Below are 17,035 nucleotides of genomic sequence, written 5' to 3' on the forward strand. Positions count from 1 at the left end.
CTCATGCTCCAGTCATCAGGCTGTTGTTGACGAGGTCGAGGAATTCCCCGGGGGTCCTGCAGCGATCGGCGTCCGTGGGCAGTGCCCGTCCGCGCCGGTTCTCCAGCTCGCCGACGATGCCGAGCAGGCCCAGCGAGTCGAGGCCGAAGTCGTCGAAGGCGGAGTCCGGTCGGCTCGCCATCTCGTGGGGGTCGACGGTGATGCCGGCGGTCTTCATCAGGCCCGCCAGCTCCTCCAGGGTCAGTCGGTCGGACATGGTCGCTCTCTCTTCCTGGAAGGGGACCGCGCGAGGTCCCGGCGGACTACTGGGGCTCCGGGGAGCCCTTGCGGAGGACGAGGGCGGAGTTCGACCCCATCCGGCCCCGGCTCAGCACGAGCGCGGTGCGCAGCTGCGCGGGGCGCGCGCCGCCGGTCACCACGTCGAGGTCGTGGCACACGTCGAAGACGTTCGGCGTCGGCGGGACCACGCCGTGCTCCAGTGCCAGGACCGCGGCGGCCGTGTCGAGCGCGGGCGCCGCGCAGTAGGCCCGTCCCGTGCCGGACTTGGGCGCCGTGACCGCCACCTTGTGCCCGTGCGCGCCGAGGGCGGCGGTGATGGCCGCAGCCTCCGCGGCGTCGGCCTCCGGGGTGCCGAGCGCGTCCGCGAAGACCACGTCGATCTCCTCGGGGGCGCAGCCGGCCTCCCGCAGCGCCCCGCGGATGGCGTGCGCCAGGCCCTCGCCGGACTCCTCCGGCCGCAGGGTGCCGGTGAAGGTGGCCGCGTGGCCGGCGAGTACGGCGCGTGCGGTGGCTCCGCGGCGCCGGGCGGCCTCCTCGTCCTCGACCACGAACATCGCACCGCCCTCCGCGGGCACGTACCCGCAGGCCTTGGCGGTGAACGGCCGGTAGGCCCGCTCGGGTTCGTCCTGGGTGCTCAGCCCTTCGTACTGGAGCTGGCAGACGATGGAGTACGGCGCGAGCGGGGCCTCGGTGGCTCCGACCAGCATCGCGCGGCTGCCCTGGCGGATGGCCCGGGTGGCGTGCGCGAAGGCGTCCAGTCCGCCCGCCTCGTCGCTGGCCACGACCCCGCAGGGGCCCTTGAGGCCCCGCCGGATGGAGATCTGGCCGGTGCTCGCGGCGTAGAACCAGGCGATGGACTGGTACGGGCCCACGTAGCGCGGCCCCTGTTCCCACAGGTGCTGGAGCTCGCGCTGTCCGAACTCGCCGCCGCCGGAGCCGGCGGCGGTGACGACCCCGATGGAGTAGGGGTCGCCCTCGTAGTCGGCGCGGCCGAGCCGGGCGTCCTCCAGGGCGAGGTCGGCGGCGGCGAGCGCGTGGTGGGTGAAGCGGTCGGTCTGGACGAGGAAGCGGTCCTCGACGAGGGTGCCGGGGTCGAAGCCCCGGACCTCGCCGGCCACGCGCAGCGGCAGGTGCTCGCACCCGGCCCGGGTGACCCGGTCCAGCACGCTGGTGCCGGACTGGGTCGCCTTCCAGAAGGCATCGGCCCCGATGCCGTTGGGCGCGACGACCCCGATGCCCGTGATGACCGTACGGCTGCCGCTCATGACACCTCTTCCTTCGGCCGGGACATGACGACGGCGGACTGGAACCCGCCGAAGCCGCTGCCGACGGACAGGACGTTGCGCAGGGTGCGGGCGCGGGCGGTGCGGGGGACGTAGTCCAGGTCGCACTCGGGGTCGGGCGTCTCGTAGTTGGCGGTCGGCGGGACCACCTGGTGGTTCATCGCGAGGACGCAGGCCGCCAGTTCGATCGCGCCGATGGCGCCGAGGGAGTGGCCCACCATGGATTTGATGGAGGTCATCGGCGTCTTGTAGGCGTGGTCACCCAGGACCCGTTTGACCGCCGCCGTCTCGTGGCGGTCGTTCTGCTTGGTCCCGGAGCCGTGCGCGTTGACGTAGTCGATCTCCTCGGCGCCCACCCGGGCCTGGGCCAGGGCGGTCTCGATGGCCCTGGCCATCTCCAGGCCCTCGGCGGTCAGCCCGGTCATGTGGTGGGCGTTGCCGAAGGTGGCGTAGCCGCCGATCTCGCAGTAGACGGTCGCACCGCGGGCGCGGGCGTGTTCCATCTCCTCGAGGACGAGGACCGCTCCGCCCTCGCCGAGGACGAACCCGTCCCGGTCCGCGTCGAACGGGCGGGAGGCGTGGGCCGGGTCGTCGTTGTTCGGCGAGGTCGCCTTGATGGCGTCGAAGCAGGCCACCGTGATCGGCGATATCGGCGAGTCGGAGGCGCCCGCGATGCAGACGTCCATCCGGCCCTCCGCGATGGAGTGCACGGCGTACCCGATGGCGTCGAGTCCGGAGGTGCATCCCGTGGAGACGGTCTGGACCGGTCCCCGCGCCCCCGTCTCCTCCGCGACGGCGGAGGCGAGGGTGGCGGGCGTGAACGCCCGGTGCAGGTGCGGTCCGGCGAGCTTGTGGTCGACGTCCCACCAGGCACCGGACTGGCTCACGGCCACGTAGTCGTGCTCCAGGCGGGTGGTGCCGCCGACGGCGGTGCCGAGGGAGACCCCGGTCCGCCAGGCCTCGTCGGCGGTGAGGTCGAGTCCGGAGTCGCGCAGCGCCTCGCGGGCCGCGACCAGGGCGAACTGGATGTACCGGTCCGCCCGGGCCGTGTCCTCCTCGGTGAGGCCGTGCGCGGCGGGGTCGAAGTCGACCTCGGCGGCTATCCGGGAGCGGAACCCCTCCGGGTCGAAGAGCGTGATGCCCCGGGTCGCCGTGCGGCCGTTGGACAGCAGGTCCCAGAAGGCCTCGACCCCGATCCCGCCGGGAGCGACGACGCCGACCCCCGTCACCGCCACCCGGCGGCGGGTCACGAGACCGCTCCCGTGCGGTCCGGAGGCTGCTCCCAGGCGGTGCCCTCCGGGTGCGGCGCCTGCTCGGTGTCGACGTGACCGAGTTCCGGTCGCGGGGCGAGCGGGCCGAGGTGGAAGACCATGCGGGCCTCGGTGTCCCCGATGTTGCGGAACCGGTGGCGCACGTTGAGCGGGACGAGCAGGCCCTGGTCGGTGCGCAGCGGATGGGCCTCGCCGTCGAGGTCCACCTCCAGCCGGCCGGCGACCACGTACACGAACTCCTCGGAGTACGGGTGGTAGTGCTCGGCGATGGACTCCCCGGGCGCCATGATCGCCAAGCCCATGAAGCCGCTGGTGGAGCCCACCGAGGTCGGGGTGAGCACGGCCCTCAGGTCACCACCGCGCCTGCGGTTGGGCGGGGTCTCGCCGAGGTCCACGATGCGTGGGCGCTGTCTGGTCATGACGGGTTCCTCCTGGCGTGTGGGGTGCCTGGACGGGGATGTGGGATGGAGCCGGGGCGGCTCGGTGGGGGGACCGGGGGTCAGGACTGCGCGGGGGCCCGGCGGTCGGTGATCAGGTTCATGGTGTGCCGCGCGGGGCCGGTCCGCCCGCCGGGTGCGTCCATCAGGCGGTCGAGCACGGCCGCCTTGCGCGGGTCCGCGGCGCCGGGGGCCGCCACCTGCCCCTCGTCGAACGGCCCGTTCACATCGATCAGCCGGACGACGATGTCGTCGCGCTGGAAGATGCTGCTGCTCCGAACGGGGTTCGCCGGGACGTGCGCGGCTTCCTCGTCCTGCCGGGCCAGGAACTCGGCGAGCGCGGCTCCGCGTCCGGGCTTGGCCGGGTAGAAGAACGCGTGGCGGGTCACGTCGGCGGAGTCGGGCTCCTCGGCGGCGATGTGGTGGACGGCGGGGAGGGCCGCGCGCATGAAGAACATGCGGGCGGACTCGTGGTCGCCGAGGTCCCGGTCCACTTCGAGGTAGGGGTTGATGGCCTCCTCGACGGCGCGCACCTCGGGCTGTTCGGAGACGTGGCGCAGGGCCGCCATCAGGTCGCCCTGGACCTCCACCGTGCGTACGACCCGGTTGCCGTGCATGAAGAGCGAGGTGCGGCACAGGCGGGTGTGGCCGTCGACGCGGGCCGCCGGGGAGGCGTAGCTGGAGAGGATCGCGGCGACCTCCTTCTCGCTGCCCGGCTTGACGGTGAAGGTCAGGGCGTGGCGGACGATGCCGGCGCCGAGCCGGGGCACGGGCTGGAGGCGGGCGCCGGCCGGCCGGGAGGCCTGGTCGTAGCCGCGGCCGGTCTCGCGCAGGACGGTGAACTTGAGCGGGCGCATGGCGCGGGCGCAGGCCCCCAGCGGCTTCACCTGTTCGGCGTGGTGCTCGCTGTTGACCCAGGCGAGGTACTGCGGGGCGCTCTCCCACTCGCTGGTGATGAGCCATTGGGAGGGGTCCTCGAAGGACTGGCACAGCTGGTCGCTGATGTGTCCCGGGACCGACGCGATGTCGTGGCGGAGCCGCTCGTACGCCTCGAAGAACTCCTGCTGTCGGCCCTCATGGAGGTCCATCAGCAGGACGACCCGGAGCATGGAGCCGTCGAAGGCTGACTGCGACACCCGTTCGGACAAGGTGGTTGTCATCTACTCACTCCTTCATGAGGGGGTGGAGATCCATCGCGTACGGACCCCTCGTCCGTCACCGGTGGCGTCCACCCGGGGCCGGCGGCCGCCTCGGTCGGGAACGGCGGGCCGGGCGCGTCTGTCGGGGGCGCCGCTGTCGCTCATCGTCGTCCGGGTGGGGGCGTACCGCTACATGTCCGGATCAAGCGGGTGACAACCGGCGAATCAACCGGGCCTGGTCTTCGATCGGTGGCATAAAGACTCCACTCCCCCACACAGAAAACAGGAGCCCGCAGCTGATGGAAGACAAAGCCGATGTTCGCGTACCGGTTCTCGTCGTGGGCGGCTCCCTGGTGGGCCTGTCCACGTCGCTTTTCCTGAGCCGCCACGGAGTACGTCACCTGCTGGTCGAGAAGCACTCCGGTACGTCACTGCACCCGCGCGGCCGAGGCATCAACGCCCGGACGATGGAGCTGTTCCGGACGGCGGGAGCCGAGCCCGCGATCCGCCGGGCGGCCTCCGTCCTGGAGGGCAACCAGGGCATTCTGCAGGCCACCTCACTGATCGACAGCGAGCAGCACAACTGGCTGATCAAGGAGATTGACCCCTCCGGTCAGCTGAGCCGGTTCAGCCCGACCGGCTGGTGCCTGTGCAGCCAGAACAACATCGAGCCGGTGCTGGCCGCGCAGAGCGGTGCGATGTGCGGCGACATCCGCTTCTCCACCGAGCTGATGAGCTTCGACCAGGACGCGACGGGGGTGAGCGCCGTCGTGAAGGACCGGGAGACCGGCGAGCACACCACCGTGCGCGCAGACTTCCTGATCGCGGCGGACGGCCCGCGCAGCCCCGTGCGGGAGCAGCTGCGCATCCCCCAGACGGGTGGCGGCGAGCTGTTCCACAACGTGAGCGTGACCTTCCGCTCGCAGCGGCTCCCCGAGGTGCTGGGCGATCTGCGGTTCATCGTCTGCTACTTGATGCGTCCGGGCGCCGACGGGGCGCTGCTGCCGGTGGACAACGGCACCCAGTGGGTCTTCCACGCCCCCTGGCACCCGGAGGACGGCGAGACCCTGGAGGACTTCACCGACGAGCGGTGCACGGAGCAGATCCGGGCCGCGATCGGCGTGCCCGACCTCGATGTGGTGATCGGCGGAAAGGCTCCGTGGCACGCCGCCGAACGGGTGGCGGAGCAGTATTCCGTCGGCCGGGTGTTCCTGGCGGGCGACGCGGCCCACGAGATGTCCCCCACGGGAGCGTTCGGCTCCAACACCGGCATCCAGGACGCGCACAACCTGGCCTGGAAGATCGCCGCGGTGCTGGACGGCTCGGCCGGACCGGAGCTGCTCGACACCTACGAGGCCGAGCGGCTGCCGGTGGCCATCGCCACCAGCGAACGCGCCTCGGCCCGTTCGGCGGAGCACAGCCACCCGGGGTACGCCCCGCCGCCCACCATGGGCGGCGGGCCGGGCAGCGGGGTGCTGACCACGGCGATGGGTTACTGCTATCCGCGGGGCGCCGTCGTCGGCGGGGACCCCGGCCGGCCGATCATCCCCGAGAAGCTGCGGCTGAAGGGCGACACCGGCACCCGGGCCCCGCACATGTGGTTGTCCCGGTCCGGCGAGCGCCTGTCCTCACTGGACCTGTACGAGCGCTCGTTCGTGCTGCTCAGCGGCGTGGGCACGCCGTGGCGGGAGGCGGCCGAACAGGTCGCCCGCGATCTGTCGGTACGGCTGGACGCCTACGCCATCGGCTCCGGGCCGGGCGCGGACCTGGTCCCGCAGGGCGGCGCCGACTGGGCGGAGGTCCACGGGATGAGCGCCGAGGGCGCGGTGCTCGTACGGCCGGACGGGTTCGTGGCGTGGCGCTCGGAGGGCGCCGCGCCGGATGCCCGGGCGGCGCTGCGCAGCGCCCTCTCGACGGTGCTGCGCCGGGCGTGACCACCTCGCTCTCCCTCCCGCCGGCCGTGCGCGCGGCCGGCGGGCGGGGTTCAGCGGCAGGCCCAGCAGCCTGCCCAGCAGCCGGTGCCCGAGCGGGCGGGACGGTGCCCCGGGCGGTGCCCGGCGCCCCGCGCCGTGGTCCCGGACCTGTCCCGGCCCGCGGCGCCGGCGGCGCCGACGGAGGTGCGCCGCGCGCAGCAGGCGACCACGAGGGCGATCGCGGCCAGTTCCTCGGGCCCGGCGGAGCCCTTCTCGATACGCAGGAAGCTCGCCTCCGGGGCGACGGGGGCGCTCGGCGCTATCGGGGCGTCGTTCGTCATCGGCACGGCCTCTCTCACGGGGGCTGCGCGTGCGGCCGGACACCGGGTCGCGAGGGGCGGACCGGCTCGGCGCCGGCGCGGGCTGCACACGTGCGGCTCGGTGCGCCGGCGGGACGTGTACCGCGGGTGCGAACCGGCCTGCGGAGTCCTGTCCGTTCACCGGGACTCCTGACGCGACCGACGCTACAAGCGCGCGGCCTGCCCGGCACTCGGGGGAACCGGCTCCGCCGTCCGGGCCCCGCCGCGGCGTGGGCGCCGGACGCGGTGCCCGCGGAGGCGCCGTGAGCGGGCACCAGCTCCTGTTCTGCCGGGGCTGCGCCGGTCAGCTGTACGCCGTCTGCACCACCGACCGCGCGGGCCGCGGCGGCGGGCGCGGCACGGTCGGGGAGTGGGAGGTGGACCACGAGATGCCCGTGGTGTGCCCGCTCTCCTCCCTGCTGCCGCTCACGGGCAGGGCGGCGTCCGTCCACGAACTCCCGGGCGCGCAGGAGGTCCTCGGCCCGGCCTACTGAACTCCTCCGGCGGACTGGGCCTGACGGGTGACGGCCGAGCGTTCGACCAATGAACCGCTCCGCCCCGCGGGCCCTTTCCCGGTTCCATCTCTTGACGCCCGAACGGGTGGGGAGCACAGTGTCCAGCGGCGCGTTCCTGAGAGCGCTCTCAGACGGCTTTCACCGCGCCTGCGAACGGCGAACTCCCCTGGCTCTTCCCCCCGCACCGCGCCGCACGGCGCTTCAGAGAGGGCACCCATGCGAGAGACACCCCGAAGGACGAGGCCGCAGTTACGGCGGGCCGTCCTGGCCGCACTCGGCACGGCCGCCGTGGTCGTGGCCGCCGCTGCCGCCGCCACCCTGCCCGCCGGCGCCGCGGCTCCCCCCACCCCGGCCGGCTGGACCCAGGTGTTCCTGGACGACTTCGACGGGCCGGCGGGCTCCGGCGTGAACACGGCCGACTGGCAGTACACGACCGGGACGAGCTATCCCGGCGGTCCCGCCGCCTTCGGCACCGGCGAGGTCGAGACCATGACCGCCGATCCCGCCAACGTCTCCCTCGACGGGGCGGGCAACCTGCGGATCACCCCGAGGAGGGACGCCGCGGGCCGCTGGACCTCCGGGCGCGTCGAGACCCGCAGGTCCGACTTCGCCCCGGCACCGGGAGGCAGGCTCCGCACGGAGGCCCGCATACAGATGCCGAACGTGACGGGCCCGGCGGCCAAGGGCTACTGGCCGGCCTTCTGGATGCTCGGCGCCCCGTACCGCGGCAACTGGTGGAACTGGCCGGGTATCGGCGAGCTCGACATCATGGAGAACGTCCAGGGCATCGACAACGTCTGGGCGACCATGCACTGCGGCACCACCCCGGGCGGCCCCTGCAACGAGACCTCCGGCATCGGCGGCCAGCGCGTCTGCCCGGGCACCAGCTGCCAGGGCGGGTTCCACACGTACGCCGTGGAGTGGGACAGGTCCACGGCCGTCGAGGAGATGCGCTTCTTCGTCGACGGGGTGAACTACCACACGGTGCGCGCGAACCAGGTGGACGCGGCCACCTGGACCGCCGCCACGAACCACGGCTACTTCGTCATCCTGAACGTCGCCATGGGCGGCGGCTTCCCCGACGCCTTCGGCGGCGGGCCCGACGCCGGCACCGAGCCCGGCCACCCCATGGTGGTCGACTACGTCTCCGTCCTGCGGTCGGCGGGCACCGGGCCCACGACGCCCCCGCCCACGACTCCCCCGGCCACCACCCCGCCGGCGGGCCACCGCGACGCGTACGCCGCCATCCAGGCCGAGTCGTACGACGACCAGGCGGGCGTGGGCAAGGAGACGACCTCCGACACCGGCGGCGGACAGAACATCGCCGCCGTCGGCAACGGCGACTGGGCCCTGTACCGGGGCGTCGACTTCGGGTCCACGGCCGCGCGGCAGTTCTACGCGCGGGTCGCCTCCGGTGCGGCCGGCGGGGTCAGCGGGCTCGTCGAGGTCCGGCTGGACAGCCGCACGAGCGCCCCGGTCGGCAGTTTCTCCGTGGCGAACACCGGCGGCTGGCAGAGCTGGCGGACGGTCCCGGCGAACATCGCCGCGGTCACCGGCACGCACGACGTCTACCTGACCTTCACCAGCGGCCAGGGCTCCGACTACGTCAACGTCAACTGGTTCGACTTCGGCCACTGACCGGCCCGGACCGGACAGGTCCGGACCACGGACGGCCCGTACCGCCCGGAGCGCCCCCGGCCTCCCGGCGGTACGGGCTAACCTGCTGCCCGGCGCGGCGACCGCCCGCGGACACCCAGGAGGAGCGCCGATGCCCGAACAGCGTCCCGGCAGCCGGCCCACCCTGGAGGCGGTGGCGACACGCGCCGGGGTGTCCCGGGCGACCGTCTCCCGGGTGGTCAACGGCGGCGACGGGGTCCGCGCACACCTGGCGGACAAGGTGCGCCAGGCCGTACGGGACCTGGGCTACGTCCCCAACCCCGCGGCCCGCACCCTGGTCACCCGGCGCACCGGCGCCGTGGCGGTGATCATCGCCGAGCCGGAGACCCGAATCTTCTCGGACCCCTTCTTCTCCCGGCAGGTACGCGGTATCGCGAAGGAACTCACCGCGCACGACACGCAGCTGGTACTGCTGCTGGTGGAGGACCGGGGCGACTACGAGCGGATCGAGCGCTACCTGGCCGGCGGGCACGTCGACGGAGCCCTGGCCTTCTCCCTGCACACCGACGACCCGCTGCCCGGGATCACCCGGCGGATCGGCATGCCCACGGTCTACGGCGGCCGGCCCGGCTGGACGGGGGGCCCCGCCGGGGGCGAGGAGGTGGCGTACGTGGACGCCGACAACCGCGGGGGCGCGCGGGAGGCCGTACGGCACCTGGTCGCGCAGGGCCGCCGGCACATCGCCCACATCGCCGGGCCGCTCGACCAGACCTCGGCCGCCGACCGGCTGAGCGGCTACCGGGACGTGCTGCCCGCCGCCGCGGACGCGCTGGTCTCCGAGGGGGACTTCACCGTGGCGGGCGGGGCCCGCGCCATGGCCGCCCTGCTCGACCGCTGCCCCGGCGTCGACGCGGTGTTCGCCGCGAACGACCTCATGGCGACGGGTGCGCTGCGGGTGCTGAGGGAGCGCGGCCTGACGGTTCCGGATCAGGTGGCGGTCGTCGGCTTCGACGACGCCGAACCGGTGGCGGAGAGCGCCGACCCGCCGCTGACGACGGTACGTCAGGACATCGAGGGGATGGGGCACCTGATGGCGCGGATGCTGCTGGAGACCCTGGGCGCGGGGCCCGGGGAGCGCGCCGCGCCCAGATCGGTGGTCACCGCCACGTCCCTGGTGCGGCGCGCGTCCGCCTGACCGTCCGGTCCCGTCAGCGCTTCGCGCACTGCTTCCAGGAGAAGTGGTACTTGCTGTTGATGCTGCCGTCCGTCGAGTCGAGGGCCATGAAACTGATCTTCGACGGGTCGGAGGTGCCGACCTCGGCGCGCAGTTCGGTGTTGATGTTGAAGTTGCGCTGTTCCCCGCAGGGCGCGAAGACCAGGGCCTCGATGCCCGTGGTGTCGGTCGCCTGCCAGTTGTCGTCGAGCGCGCCCGCGAACCTGTGGCTGCGCTGGGCTGTCTGGCTCATGCCCTGGAAGTAGTAGCTGGCCTTCTGCGTGCCGACGGCGCCCGGCTGCAGGCTGCCGAAGCCCCGGTAGTCGACCTGGGCCACGGCGTAGGTGAAGCCCTGCGGGACGTGGACGACCAGCGAGAGGAGACAGTTCTTGCGGCCTTCGACGGCGGAGATGCCCCCGCCGGCCTGGGCGACGTACTCGCTGTAGGTGACGGTGAAGGCCGAGTTGTCAGGCGCCACGGCGACGGTGGCGCTGCCCGGCCGGCAGCCCGATCCGTTCACGGTGGCGACGTCCACGGTCACCTTGTCGGAGGGGGCCAGGGTGGCGGAGGACGGGGCGGAGGCCCCGGCCGAGGGGGTGAGCGTGACGAGAGCTGCGGTCACGGCTGCTGCGGTGAATCCGGTACGGAGCGACTTGATCACGTCGACATGGATAGCGCTCCGCGGCGGCCCCGGACGCCCGGCGCGGTCGACGCGCGGCCCGCTCTCACCTCTATGGCCGCAGGGGTGACGTCACGTCACCCCTGCGGGCCGCTACCGGAAGCAGACCAGCGCCGCATGCCCGGAGGCGTCGAGGTAGTCGAGGAAGTCGCCCGTCACCAGGACCGCGTCGTACGGGGCCAGCGCGAGGTCCGGGGTGCGCCCCACCCGGACCGTGGCGGCCCCCTCCAGGGCGACCAGCAGCAGGGTCTCGTCCGACACGACGGCGCGCGAGAGCCGGCCCCGTACGACGGCGGTCGCGGCCTCGACGGCGCCCCTGCGGTGCATCACGTTGAAGTTGACGACGGGGCCCGACAGGAGCCGGCAGCCGGTCGGCTCGTCCCCGGGGAAGTCCTGCGGCGCGAACCGCTCGTCCACGAGACGCCGCCGGCCCCCGACCACGAGGTCCATCCCCGCGCCTTCGGCCAGGGTGAGGGTGCGGTCGATCCCGGGGAAGGCCGAGAAGGGGCCGTCCTCGGTGACCTCGGCGAGGCTCGCCCGCCACAGGAAGTCGTCCATGCCGGCCCCGTCGGGGAAGACGGCGATCTCGCGGGTGACTCCCCCGCCGTTCTTCCAGACGGAGGCGGCGCGGCCGGCCGCCCGCAGGATCCGGACCTGGGCGCCGCTCCTCACGCCCGTGCCCCGGCGAGCCGCTCGCGCAGCTCGTCGTCGTCGGCGACGAACCAGGTCTGGGTCCCGCGGTTGCACTCGCGGACGAAGTCCCGCAGCGCCGGACTGGCCTCGGTGTGACGGGAGATGTCGCCGAGGACGATGATCCCCACGCGATATTGGACGAACTTCTGGATGATCGCGCCGGCGACCCGGGTGCTCAGCCGGAAGAACGATTCGTCGAAGCGCCCGGCGGGGACGACCACCCACTCGGCACCCTGGTAACCCGCGTTCCCGATGTGGTCCAGGGCCTCGCGTTCGCCCGCGATGGGCTCGCCCTCGGCCTCGCACATCAGCACCGGCACGTCGTTGATCGTCCGCAGAGTACTCATGGGAGCCGAGGCTACTTCAGGCGTGCTTCTCCATGGTGGGCCGCAGCCGTTCCAGCAGGGCGTAGAGGGTGGCGCTCTCGGCCTCGTCGAGGGTGTCCAGCGCGCCGTGCGTCGCCTGCATCTCCTCGCGTACGCGCCGGATGATCTCGCGGCCCTCGTCGGTGGCCACCACGTTCTTCACGCGGCGGTCGGTGGGGGCGGGCTCGCGGCGCACCAGCTCGCGGGCCTCCAGGCGGTCGACGATGCCGGTCACGTTCGAGGCGTCGCACACCAGCAGCGCGGCCAGGCCGCGCATCGGCACGGGCCCGTCGAGCTGCGCGAGGACCCGGGCCTGGGTGGAGGTGAGGCCGTAGCGGGCCGCCGCTGCGGCGAAGTCGCGCCACTGGGCGGTGCCGATGGCGGCGAGCAGTTCCAGCAGCTGGAGCTTGGCGGGGGCGTGCGGGGCGGCGGTGTCGCTCATGTCTGGAGCGTACTCACAATGCTTCACATTATCAATTGTTTACTTGACCATCTGAACTATTGAGGTCTACCTTCGGTCGAGTTACTTGACGACATCAAACATCTGCACCCTGAAGCTCCCGAGAAGGACCCGCCCGCCATGAGCACCCCCTCCCCCGCCGCCCCGGCCGCCGGGTACAGGAACGAGACGGTCATCGTCTTCGCCCTGAGCCTGGCCGCCATGGTCGTGTCGATGATGCAGACCCTGCCGGTCCCGATCCTCGGCCTCATCCGCACCGACCTCGGCGCCTCCACCGCCGGCGTGAGCTGGGTCACCACCGCCACCCTGCTCTCGGCGGCCGTCTTCACCCCGCTGCTGGGCCGCTTCGGCGACCAGCACGGCAAGAAGCCGACCCTGGTGGCCGTGCTCGGCGTCATGGTCGCCGGTTCCGTCATCGCCGCCCTGGCCTCCTCGCTGCCGCTGCTGATCCTGGGCCGGGTGCTCCAGGGAGCCGCCACCGCGATCTTCCCGCTGGCGCTGTCCGTGCTGCGCGAAGAGGTCCGGCCGCAGAAGCTGCCCGGCGCGATGGCACTGGTCAGCGGCACGCTCGCGTTCGGCAGCGGTCTCGCCCTGGTCGCCACCGGTCTGCTGACCTCCGGCTCCGGGGCCGACTACCGCAACGCCTTCTGGATGGCGACCGGCTTCGCGGTCATCGCCCTGCTCGCCGTCCTCCTCCTCGTCCCGGCGACGCGCCACAAGACCGGCGGACGCACCGACTTCCTCGGCGCCCTGACCCTCGGCATCACGCTGCTGCTGCTCCTGCTGCCGATCTCCCAGGGCCACGAGTGGGGCTGGACGTCAGGCCGTACGCTGGGCAGCTTCGCCGGCGCCGCCGTCATGGCCGCCGTCTGGGTCCTGACCGAGCTCAAGGTCCGCGAGCCCCTGGTCGACATGCGGATGTTCGTCCACCGCCCGGTGCTGATGGCCAACCTGGCCGGCATCCTCGTCGGCTTCGGCATGTTCGCGAACTTCCTGGGCGTCTCCTACCTCGTCCAGATGCCCGAGGCCCTCACCGGCTACGGCTTCGGCGCGTCGATCCTGCGCGCGTCCGTCCAGTTCCTGCTGCCCGGCGCGATCGTCTCGCTGCTCGCCTCCCCCCTCGGCGGCCAGCTGGTCCGCCACCGCGGTCCGCGCGTGGCGCTGGGCCTGGCCGCCGCGCTCGGCGCCGCCGGCTTCGGCTGGCTGGCCCTCGACCACGGCCACACCGCCTCGGTGATCGGCGCCGGTCTCGTCGTGGGCGCGGCCGTGAGCTTCGGCTACGCGGCCATGCCCGCCGTGATCATGTCGAGCGTCCCGCACCACCAGAGCGGCATCGCCAACGGCATCAACTCGATCTCCCGCTCGACGGGCAGCGCCATCGGCAGCGCGATCGTCACCACCATCCTGGCCTCGAAGACCATCGAGCACCTGCCCGCCGGGGTGCCCCCGCTGCCCGCCGAGTCCGGCTTCACCCTCACCTTCGCGATCGGGGCCGTGGCCTTCGCCCTGGTCGCGGTGATCGGCTGGCTCGGCCTGCGCGGCGGCCGGGGCACGGTGGCGACCGGGTCGGTCCCGGCCTCCGCGGGGGCCGTGGGTGCGGCACGGCCCGAGAAGGCGGAGACGACCGCCTGAGCCCGGCCGCCGGGAACACGGGCGCCCGGAACACGGCCGCCGTCCCACCGCGTGTCGCACACGGCGGGACGGCGGCCCGGCCCCGCATGGTGGGTGCATGAAGGCTACGGAGGTCATCGCCGACGGGTTCGGACGTATCCGGGAGCTCGTCCACGAGGTCGTGGACGGGCTCCCGGCGCAGTCGCTCAACGCCCAGGTCGATCCGGCCGCGAACTCGATCACCTGGCTGGTCTGGCACCTGACCCGGATCCAGGACGACCACATCGCCGACGCGGCGGACCTGGAGCAGGTCTGGCAGTCCGGGGACTGGGCGGCCCGGTTCGCCCTCCCCGTCCCCGCCGGCTCCACCGGGTACGGACACACCCCGCGCCAGGTCGCCTCGGTGCGGGTCGACTCGGGCGAGCTGCTCCTCGGGTACCACGACGCGGTGCACGAACAGACCCTCCGCTTCGTCCGCGGCCTCGCCGCCGCCGACCTGGAGCGGGTGGTGGACGAGCGCTGGGACCCGCCGGTCACCCTGGGCGTCCGCCTGGTGAGCGTGCTGGGCGACGACTGGCAGCACGCGGGCCAGGCGGCCTTCGTACGGGGCCTGCTGGAGCGCCGCGGCTGAACATCCGGCCCCTCCGGCGTTCGAGGCGCGGAGGCCCGGTGGTGGAGCCCCCCAGCAGCGGGCGCCGCACCGAAATCACCGGGGCCGCCCCACGCGGGAGGCCCGGTCCCGGACGCCCGTGGAGCCCCCGGCAGCGGCGCCGCACCGGATCACCGGGGCCCGCCATACGCACGAGGGCCGGTGCTCCGTACGAGCGCCGGCCCTCCGCAGCGTTACGCGCCGCTCGCGTCGAGCATGTCCTCGCGCTCGACGATCTTCACCCGCTCGCGGCCCTGCGGCTCGCCCAGCGCCTTCTCGGCGGCGTCCAGCTTGTACCAGCCCTCCCAGGTCGTGTAGCGCACGCTCCGCTCGGCGAGGAAGGCCTCGACGGCCTCCGGCTCCGGGGCCTCCGGAACGGTCAGCCGGCCCGCGGCGTGGTCGGCGAGCAGGCTGGCGACGGTTTCGTTCGCGTCGCCCTTCGTGTGGCCGATCAGGCCGATCGGTCCGCGCCGGATCCAGCCGGTCACGTACGTCGAGGGCAGGTGGCTGCCGGACTCCATCACGCGGCCGGCCTCGTCCGGGACGGTGCCCGACTCGGCGTCCCAGGGGAGCTTCGGCAGTTCGTCGGAGAGGTAGCCCACGGCCCGGTAGACGGACTGGACGTCCCAGTCCGTGAACCGGCCGGTGCCCCTGACGTTGCCCGTGCCGTCGAGTTCCGTGCGCTCGGTGCGCAGGCCCACGACCTTGCCGTCCTCGCCGAGCACTTCGGTGGGCGACTCGAAGAAGTGCAGGAACAGCTTGTGCGGGCGCTCGCCGACGTCGCGGATCGCCCAGTTCTCCAGGGTCTTGGCGACCATGTCGGTCTGCTTGTTCCTGCGGCGCTCGGCGATCGAGCCCTCGTCGTAGTCGATGTCCTCGGGGTTGACGATGACCTCGATGTTCGGCGAGTGGTCCAGTTCGCGCAGCTCCATCGGGCTGAACTTGGCCTGGGCCGGACCGCGGCGGCCGAAGACGTGCACCTCCCGGGCCTTGTTCGCCTTGAGGCCGTCGTAGACGTTGGCCGGGATCTCGGTCGGCAGCAGTTCGTCGGCCGTCTTGGCGAGGATGCGCGCGACGTCCAGGGCGACGTTGCCGACGCCGAGCACGGCGACCTTCTCGGCCTCCAGCGGCCAGGTGCGCGGGACGTCGGGGTGACCGTCGTACCAGGAGACGAAGTCGGCGGCACCGTAGGAGCCGTCCAGGTCGACGCCCGGGACGGGGAGTGCGCGGTCGGCCGTGGCCCCGGTGGAGAAGATCACGGCGTCGTAGAAGGACCGCAGCTCGTCGAGGCTGATGTCGTTCGGGTAGTCGACGTTTCCGAAGAGCCTGACCTGGGGCTTGTCGAGCACCTGGTGCAGGGCCGTGATGATGCCCTTGATGCGGGGGTGGTCCGGTGCGACGCCGTAGCGGATCAGACCGAAGGGCGCGGGCATCCGCTCGAAGAGATCGATGGACACGCCGGGTTCGACGGCGGTCTCGGACTTCAGCAGGGCGTCGGCGGCATATATGCCGGCGGGGCCGGCACCGACGATTGCTACTCGCAGAGGGCGAGGCATGGCAATGGTTCCCTTCGAGCGACAGCACGGTGGATCATGCTGAACCCTAAACGAAGGGAAGCCTTACCTAGCACCCGGTGCCGACTTATACCCCCATAATCGCAACTTATGACTGGTCCAAGCTCCGCTTTGACATGCCGTCGACCTGCCGCGAGGCGCCTCCTCCTCCGGGAACTCGCTGGTCAGCGCCGACCCCGGCTGACAGACTGAATCCGCTTGATCACTCCAGGAGGACACATGGCAGACGAGACGCAGACCCCGCCGGACGAATCCCCGGCGGAGGCGGCCAAGCGCAAGTTCCGGGAGGCCCTGGAACGCAACGCGGCGAATGCCCGGTCCCAGCAGGCGCACCAGAACCGCGCGAAGGTCCAGGGGGCCAGCAGCGGCGGCGGAGGCAAGAACAAGAAGGTGCGCCGCAAGACCGGCTGAGCCCGGGACGCACGAGCCCACACCGGGTGGCCCGGTGTGCCGAATGGGCCACCCGGGTGATGGGGGATAACCCCTGGCGCCGTCAGCAGTTGATCAGCCTGTCCCGCCGAGGGCAGCTATCTCATGCGACAGTGCGACAGAAGGATCCCCGACATGTTCAAGAAGCTCATGGCATCCGCCGCGGTCACCGCCTCCGTCCTGGGTGCCGGTGCGGCCGTAGCCACCCCGGCGATGGCGATCGGCAACGACAACGGCGTCAACACCGTCAACGGCAACGGCGCCGCGCAGGTCTTCGGCAACCAGGAGACCCAGGGCGCGATGAGCCCGCAGGCGAGCCTGGTCCAGGGCTCCCTCAACAAGCTCTGCGTCGGCCTGCCCGCCAAGGTCAACGCCCAGTCCATCCTCGCCCTGGTCAACGTGGGCGTCCAGGACATCCCGATCGCGTCCAACCCGCAGAACCAGCAGTGCGCCGAGAACTCCACCCAGGCCAAGGGCGACGAGACGGCCTCGCACATCCTCAGCAACATCCCGGTCCTGTCCGGCAACCTCTCCGCCGGCAGCTGACAC

At 72.6% G+C, this 17,035-nt stretch carries 19 protein-coding genes; 8 read left to right on the plus strand and 11 right to left on the minus strand.

The features are described from left to right. Position 1: 1 nt before the first annotated feature. The 5 genes from ACZ6Y1_RS04235 to ACZ6Y1_RS04255 all read right to left on the minus strand — a co-directional run bounded on the left by ACZ6Y1_RS04235 (position 2) and on the right by ACZ6Y1_RS04255 (position 4,430). Entirely contained in the window at positions 2-256 is a 255-nt protein-coding gene (locus ACZ6Y1_RS04235; RefSeq protein ID WP_469622534.1) for an acyl carrier protein, read from the minus strand. A gap of 46 nt (positions 257-302) precedes the next feature. After that, positions 303-1,544, minus strand: coding sequence for a beta-ketoacyl synthase N-terminal-like domain-containing protein (locus tag ACZ6Y1_RS04240; protein WP_469622537.1), 1,242 nt, complete (start codon positions 1,542-1,544; stop codon positions 303-305). Then, positions 1,541-2,812 carry a beta-ketoacyl-[acyl-carrier-protein] synthase family protein gene (locus tag ACZ6Y1_RS04245; RefSeq protein WP_469622540.1) on the minus strand — a complete coding sequence of 424 codons (1,272 nt, stop codon included), beginning with the start codon at positions 2,810-2,812 and terminating at the stop codon, positions 1,541-1,543. Before ACZ6Y1_RS04245 ends, ACZ6Y1_RS04240 begins: the two co-directional genes overlap by 4 nt. Beyond that, positions 2,809-3,252 (minus strand): cupin domain-containing protein, encoded by a 444-nt coding sequence (locus ACZ6Y1_RS04250; RefSeq protein WP_469622543.1) that lies wholly within the window; start codon positions 3,250-3,252, stop codon positions 2,809-2,811. Before ACZ6Y1_RS04250 ends, ACZ6Y1_RS04245 begins: the two co-directional genes overlap by 4 nt. Before the next feature lie 80 nt (positions 3,253-3,332). Further along, positions 3,333-4,430 carry a SchA/CurD-like domain-containing protein gene (locus ACZ6Y1_RS04255; RefSeq protein WP_469622547.1) on the minus strand — a complete coding sequence of 366 codons (1,098 nt, stop codon included), beginning with the start codon at positions 4,428-4,430 and terminating at the stop codon, positions 3,333-3,335. 278 nt (positions 4,431-4,708) lie between these two features. Between ACZ6Y1_RS04255 and ACZ6Y1_RS04260 the strand changes: the two genes are divergently transcribed. After that, on the plus strand, positions 4,709-6,343 hold the full coding sequence (locus ACZ6Y1_RS04260; protein ID WP_469622550.1) for an FAD-dependent oxidoreductase: 1,635 nt from the start codon (positions 4,709-4,711) through the stop codon (positions 6,341-6,343). Positions 6,344-6,393: 50 nt separating this feature from the next. On the opposite strand, the gene ACZ6Y1_RS04265 is transcribed toward ACZ6Y1_RS04260, so the two are convergent. After that, a complete protein-coding gene (locus ACZ6Y1_RS04265) occupies positions 6,394-6,663 on the minus strand; it encodes an acyl-CoA carboxylase subunit epsilon (protein WP_469622553.1) in 270 nt (89 codons plus the stop codon). A 281-nt stretch (positions 6,664-6,944) separates the two neighbouring features. On the opposite strand from ACZ6Y1_RS04265, the gene ACZ6Y1_RS04270 reads away from it, so the two are divergent. The 3 genes from ACZ6Y1_RS04270 (at position 6,945) to ACZ6Y1_RS04280 (ending at position 10,008) form a co-directional block, all read left to right on the plus strand. Beyond that, positions 6,945-7,175, plus strand: coding sequence for a hypothetical protein (locus ACZ6Y1_RS04270; RefSeq protein ID WP_469622556.1), 231 nt, complete (start codon positions 6,945-6,947; stop codon positions 7,173-7,175). Between the two features lie 237 nt (positions 7,176-7,412). Beyond that, positions 7,413-8,834 carry a glycoside hydrolase family 16 protein gene (locus ACZ6Y1_RS04275; protein WP_469622559.1) on the plus strand — a complete coding sequence of 474 codons (1,422 nt, stop codon included), beginning with the start codon at positions 7,413-7,415 and terminating at the stop codon, positions 8,832-8,834. A 130-nt stretch (positions 8,835-8,964) separates the two neighbouring features. After that, positions 8,965-10,008: a LacI family DNA-binding transcriptional regulator gene (locus ACZ6Y1_RS04280; protein ID WP_469622563.1), complete on the plus strand. Its 1,044-nt coding sequence runs from the start codon at positions 8,965-8,967 to the stop codon at positions 10,006-10,008. Positions 10,009-10,021: 13 nt separating this feature from the next. Here the strand turns inward: ACZ6Y1_RS04280 and ACZ6Y1_RS04285 are convergent, their stop codons facing one another. The 4 genes from ACZ6Y1_RS04285 to ACZ6Y1_RS04300 form a co-directional block, all read right to left on the minus strand. Next, positions 10,022-10,687: a DUF4360 domain-containing protein gene (locus tag ACZ6Y1_RS04285; RefSeq protein ID WP_469622566.1), complete on the minus strand. Its 666-nt coding sequence runs from the start codon at positions 10,685-10,687 to the stop codon at positions 10,022-10,024. Between the two features lie 111 nt (positions 10,688-10,798). Then, a complete protein-coding gene (locus ACZ6Y1_RS04290) occupies positions 10,799-11,377 on the minus strand; it encodes a HutD/Ves family protein (RefSeq protein ID WP_469622569.1) in 579 nt (192 codons plus the stop codon). After that, complete coding sequence (locus ACZ6Y1_RS04295; protein ID WP_469622573.1) at positions 11,374-11,745, minus strand: DUF4180 domain-containing protein; 372 nt, start codon at positions 11,743-11,745, stop codon at positions 11,374-11,376. The genes ACZ6Y1_RS04290 and ACZ6Y1_RS04295 overlap by 4 nt, the downstream gene beginning before the upstream one ends. 16 nt (positions 11,746-11,761) lie before the next feature. Then, positions 11,762-12,205, minus strand: coding sequence for a MarR family winged helix-turn-helix transcriptional regulator (locus ACZ6Y1_RS04300; protein WP_469622576.1), 444 nt, complete (start codon positions 12,203-12,205; stop codon positions 11,762-11,764). 138 nt (positions 12,206-12,343) lie between these two features. Between ACZ6Y1_RS04300 and ACZ6Y1_RS04305 the strand changes: the two genes are divergently transcribed. Together ACZ6Y1_RS04305 and ACZ6Y1_RS04310 are read left to right on the plus strand one after the other, a co-directional pair. Next, positions 12,344-13,855 (plus strand): MFS transporter, encoded by a 1,512-nt coding sequence (locus tag ACZ6Y1_RS04305; RefSeq protein WP_469622579.1) that lies wholly within the window; start codon positions 12,344-12,346, stop codon positions 13,853-13,855. A gap of 97 nt (positions 13,856-13,952) precedes the next feature. Continuing rightward, on the plus strand, positions 13,953-14,465 hold the full coding sequence (locus ACZ6Y1_RS04310) for a mycothiol transferase (protein ID WP_469622582.1): 513 nt from the start codon (positions 13,953-13,955) through the stop codon (positions 14,463-14,465). A 212-nt stretch (positions 14,466-14,677) separates the two neighbouring features. On the opposite strand, the gene ACZ6Y1_RS04315 is transcribed toward ACZ6Y1_RS04310, so the two are convergent. Then, the gene (locus tag ACZ6Y1_RS04315; RefSeq protein ID WP_469622585.1) at positions 14,678-16,039 is read right to left on the minus strand and encodes an FAD-dependent oxidoreductase; all 1,362 of its coding nucleotides are present in this window, start codon (positions 16,037-16,039) and stop codon (positions 14,678-14,680) included. A gap of 237 nt (positions 16,040-16,276) precedes the next feature. Here ACZ6Y1_RS04315 and ACZ6Y1_RS04320 point away from each other — a divergent pair, with 237 nt between their 5' ends. Both ACZ6Y1_RS04320 and ACZ6Y1_RS04325 read left to right on the plus strand, forming a co-directional pair. Then, a complete protein-coding gene (locus tag ACZ6Y1_RS04320; RefSeq protein ID WP_469622588.1) occupies positions 16,277-16,468 on the plus strand; it encodes a DUF5302 domain-containing protein in 192 nt (63 codons plus the stop codon). A gap of 153 nt (positions 16,469-16,621) precedes the next feature. Beyond that, positions 16,622-17,032, plus strand: coding sequence for a rodlin (locus ACZ6Y1_RS04325; protein ID WP_469622591.1), 411 nt, complete (start codon positions 16,622-16,624; stop codon positions 17,030-17,032). Positions 17,033-17,035 lie beyond the last annotated feature (3 nt).

The sequence above is a fragment of the Streptomyces sp. NPDC053432 genome, assembly GCF_055585365.1.

What these genes read in the sequence shown, in the direction of transcription:
- ACZ6Y1_RS04235 (WP_469622534.1), bottom strand. Translation starts at nt 256, where the DNA reads ATGTCCGACCGACTGACCCTGGAGGAGCTGGCGGGCCTGATGAAGACC.
- ACZ6Y1_RS04240 (WP_469622537.1), bottom strand. Translation starts at nt 1,544, where the DNA reads ATGAGCGGCAGCCGTACGGTCATCACGGGCATCGGGGTCGTCGCGCCC.
- ACZ6Y1_RS04250 (WP_469622543.1), bottom strand. Translation starts at nt 3,252, where the DNA reads ATGACCAGACAGCGCCCACGCATCGTGGACCTCGGCGAGACCCCGCCC.
- ACZ6Y1_RS04255 (WP_469622547.1), bottom strand. Translation starts at nt 4,430, where the DNA reads ATGACAACCACCTTGTCCGAACGGGTGTCGCAGTCAGCCTTCGACGGC.
- ACZ6Y1_RS04260 (WP_469622550.1), top strand. Translation starts at nt 4,709, where the DNA reads ATGGAAGACAAAGCCGATGTTCGCGTACCGGTTCTCGTCGTGGGCGGC.
- ACZ6Y1_RS04265 (WP_469622553.1), bottom strand. Translation starts at nt 6,663, where the DNA reads ATGACGAACGACGCCCCGATAGCGCCGAGCGCCCCCGTCGCCCCGGAG.
- ACZ6Y1_RS04275 (WP_469622559.1), top strand. Translation starts at nt 7,413, where the DNA reads ATGCGAGAGACACCCCGAAGGACGAGGCCGCAGTTACGGCGGGCCGTC.
- ACZ6Y1_RS04280 (WP_469622563.1), top strand. Translation starts at nt 8,965, where the DNA reads ATGCCCGAACAGCGTCCCGGCAGCCGGCCCACCCTGGAGGCGGTGGCG.
- ACZ6Y1_RS04295 (WP_469622573.1), bottom strand. Translation starts at nt 11,745, where the DNA reads ATGAGTACTCTGCGGACGATCAACGACGTGCCGGTGCTGATGTGCGAG.
- ACZ6Y1_RS04300 (WP_469622576.1), bottom strand. Translation starts at nt 12,205, where the DNA reads ATGAGCGACACCGCCGCCCCGCACGCCCCCGCCAAGCTCCAGCTGCTG.
- ACZ6Y1_RS04305 (WP_469622579.1), top strand. Translation starts at nt 12,344, where the DNA reads ATGAGCACCCCCTCCCCCGCCGCCCCGGCCGCCGGGTACAGGAACGAG.
- ACZ6Y1_RS04310 (WP_469622582.1), top strand. Translation starts at nt 13,953, where the DNA reads ATGAAGGCTACGGAGGTCATCGCCGACGGGTTCGGACGTATCCGGGAG.
- ACZ6Y1_RS04315 (WP_469622585.1), bottom strand. Translation starts at nt 16,039, where the DNA reads ATGCCTCGCCCTCTGCGAGTAGCAATCGTCGGTGCCGGCCCCGCCGGC.
- ACZ6Y1_RS04320 (WP_469622588.1), top strand. Translation starts at nt 16,277, where the DNA reads ATGGCAGACGAGACGCAGACCCCGCCGGACGAATCCCCGGCGGAGGCG.
- ACZ6Y1_RS04325 (WP_469622591.1), top strand. Translation starts at nt 16,622, where the DNA reads ATGTTCAAGAAGCTCATGGCATCCGCCGCGGTCACCGCCTCCGTCCTG.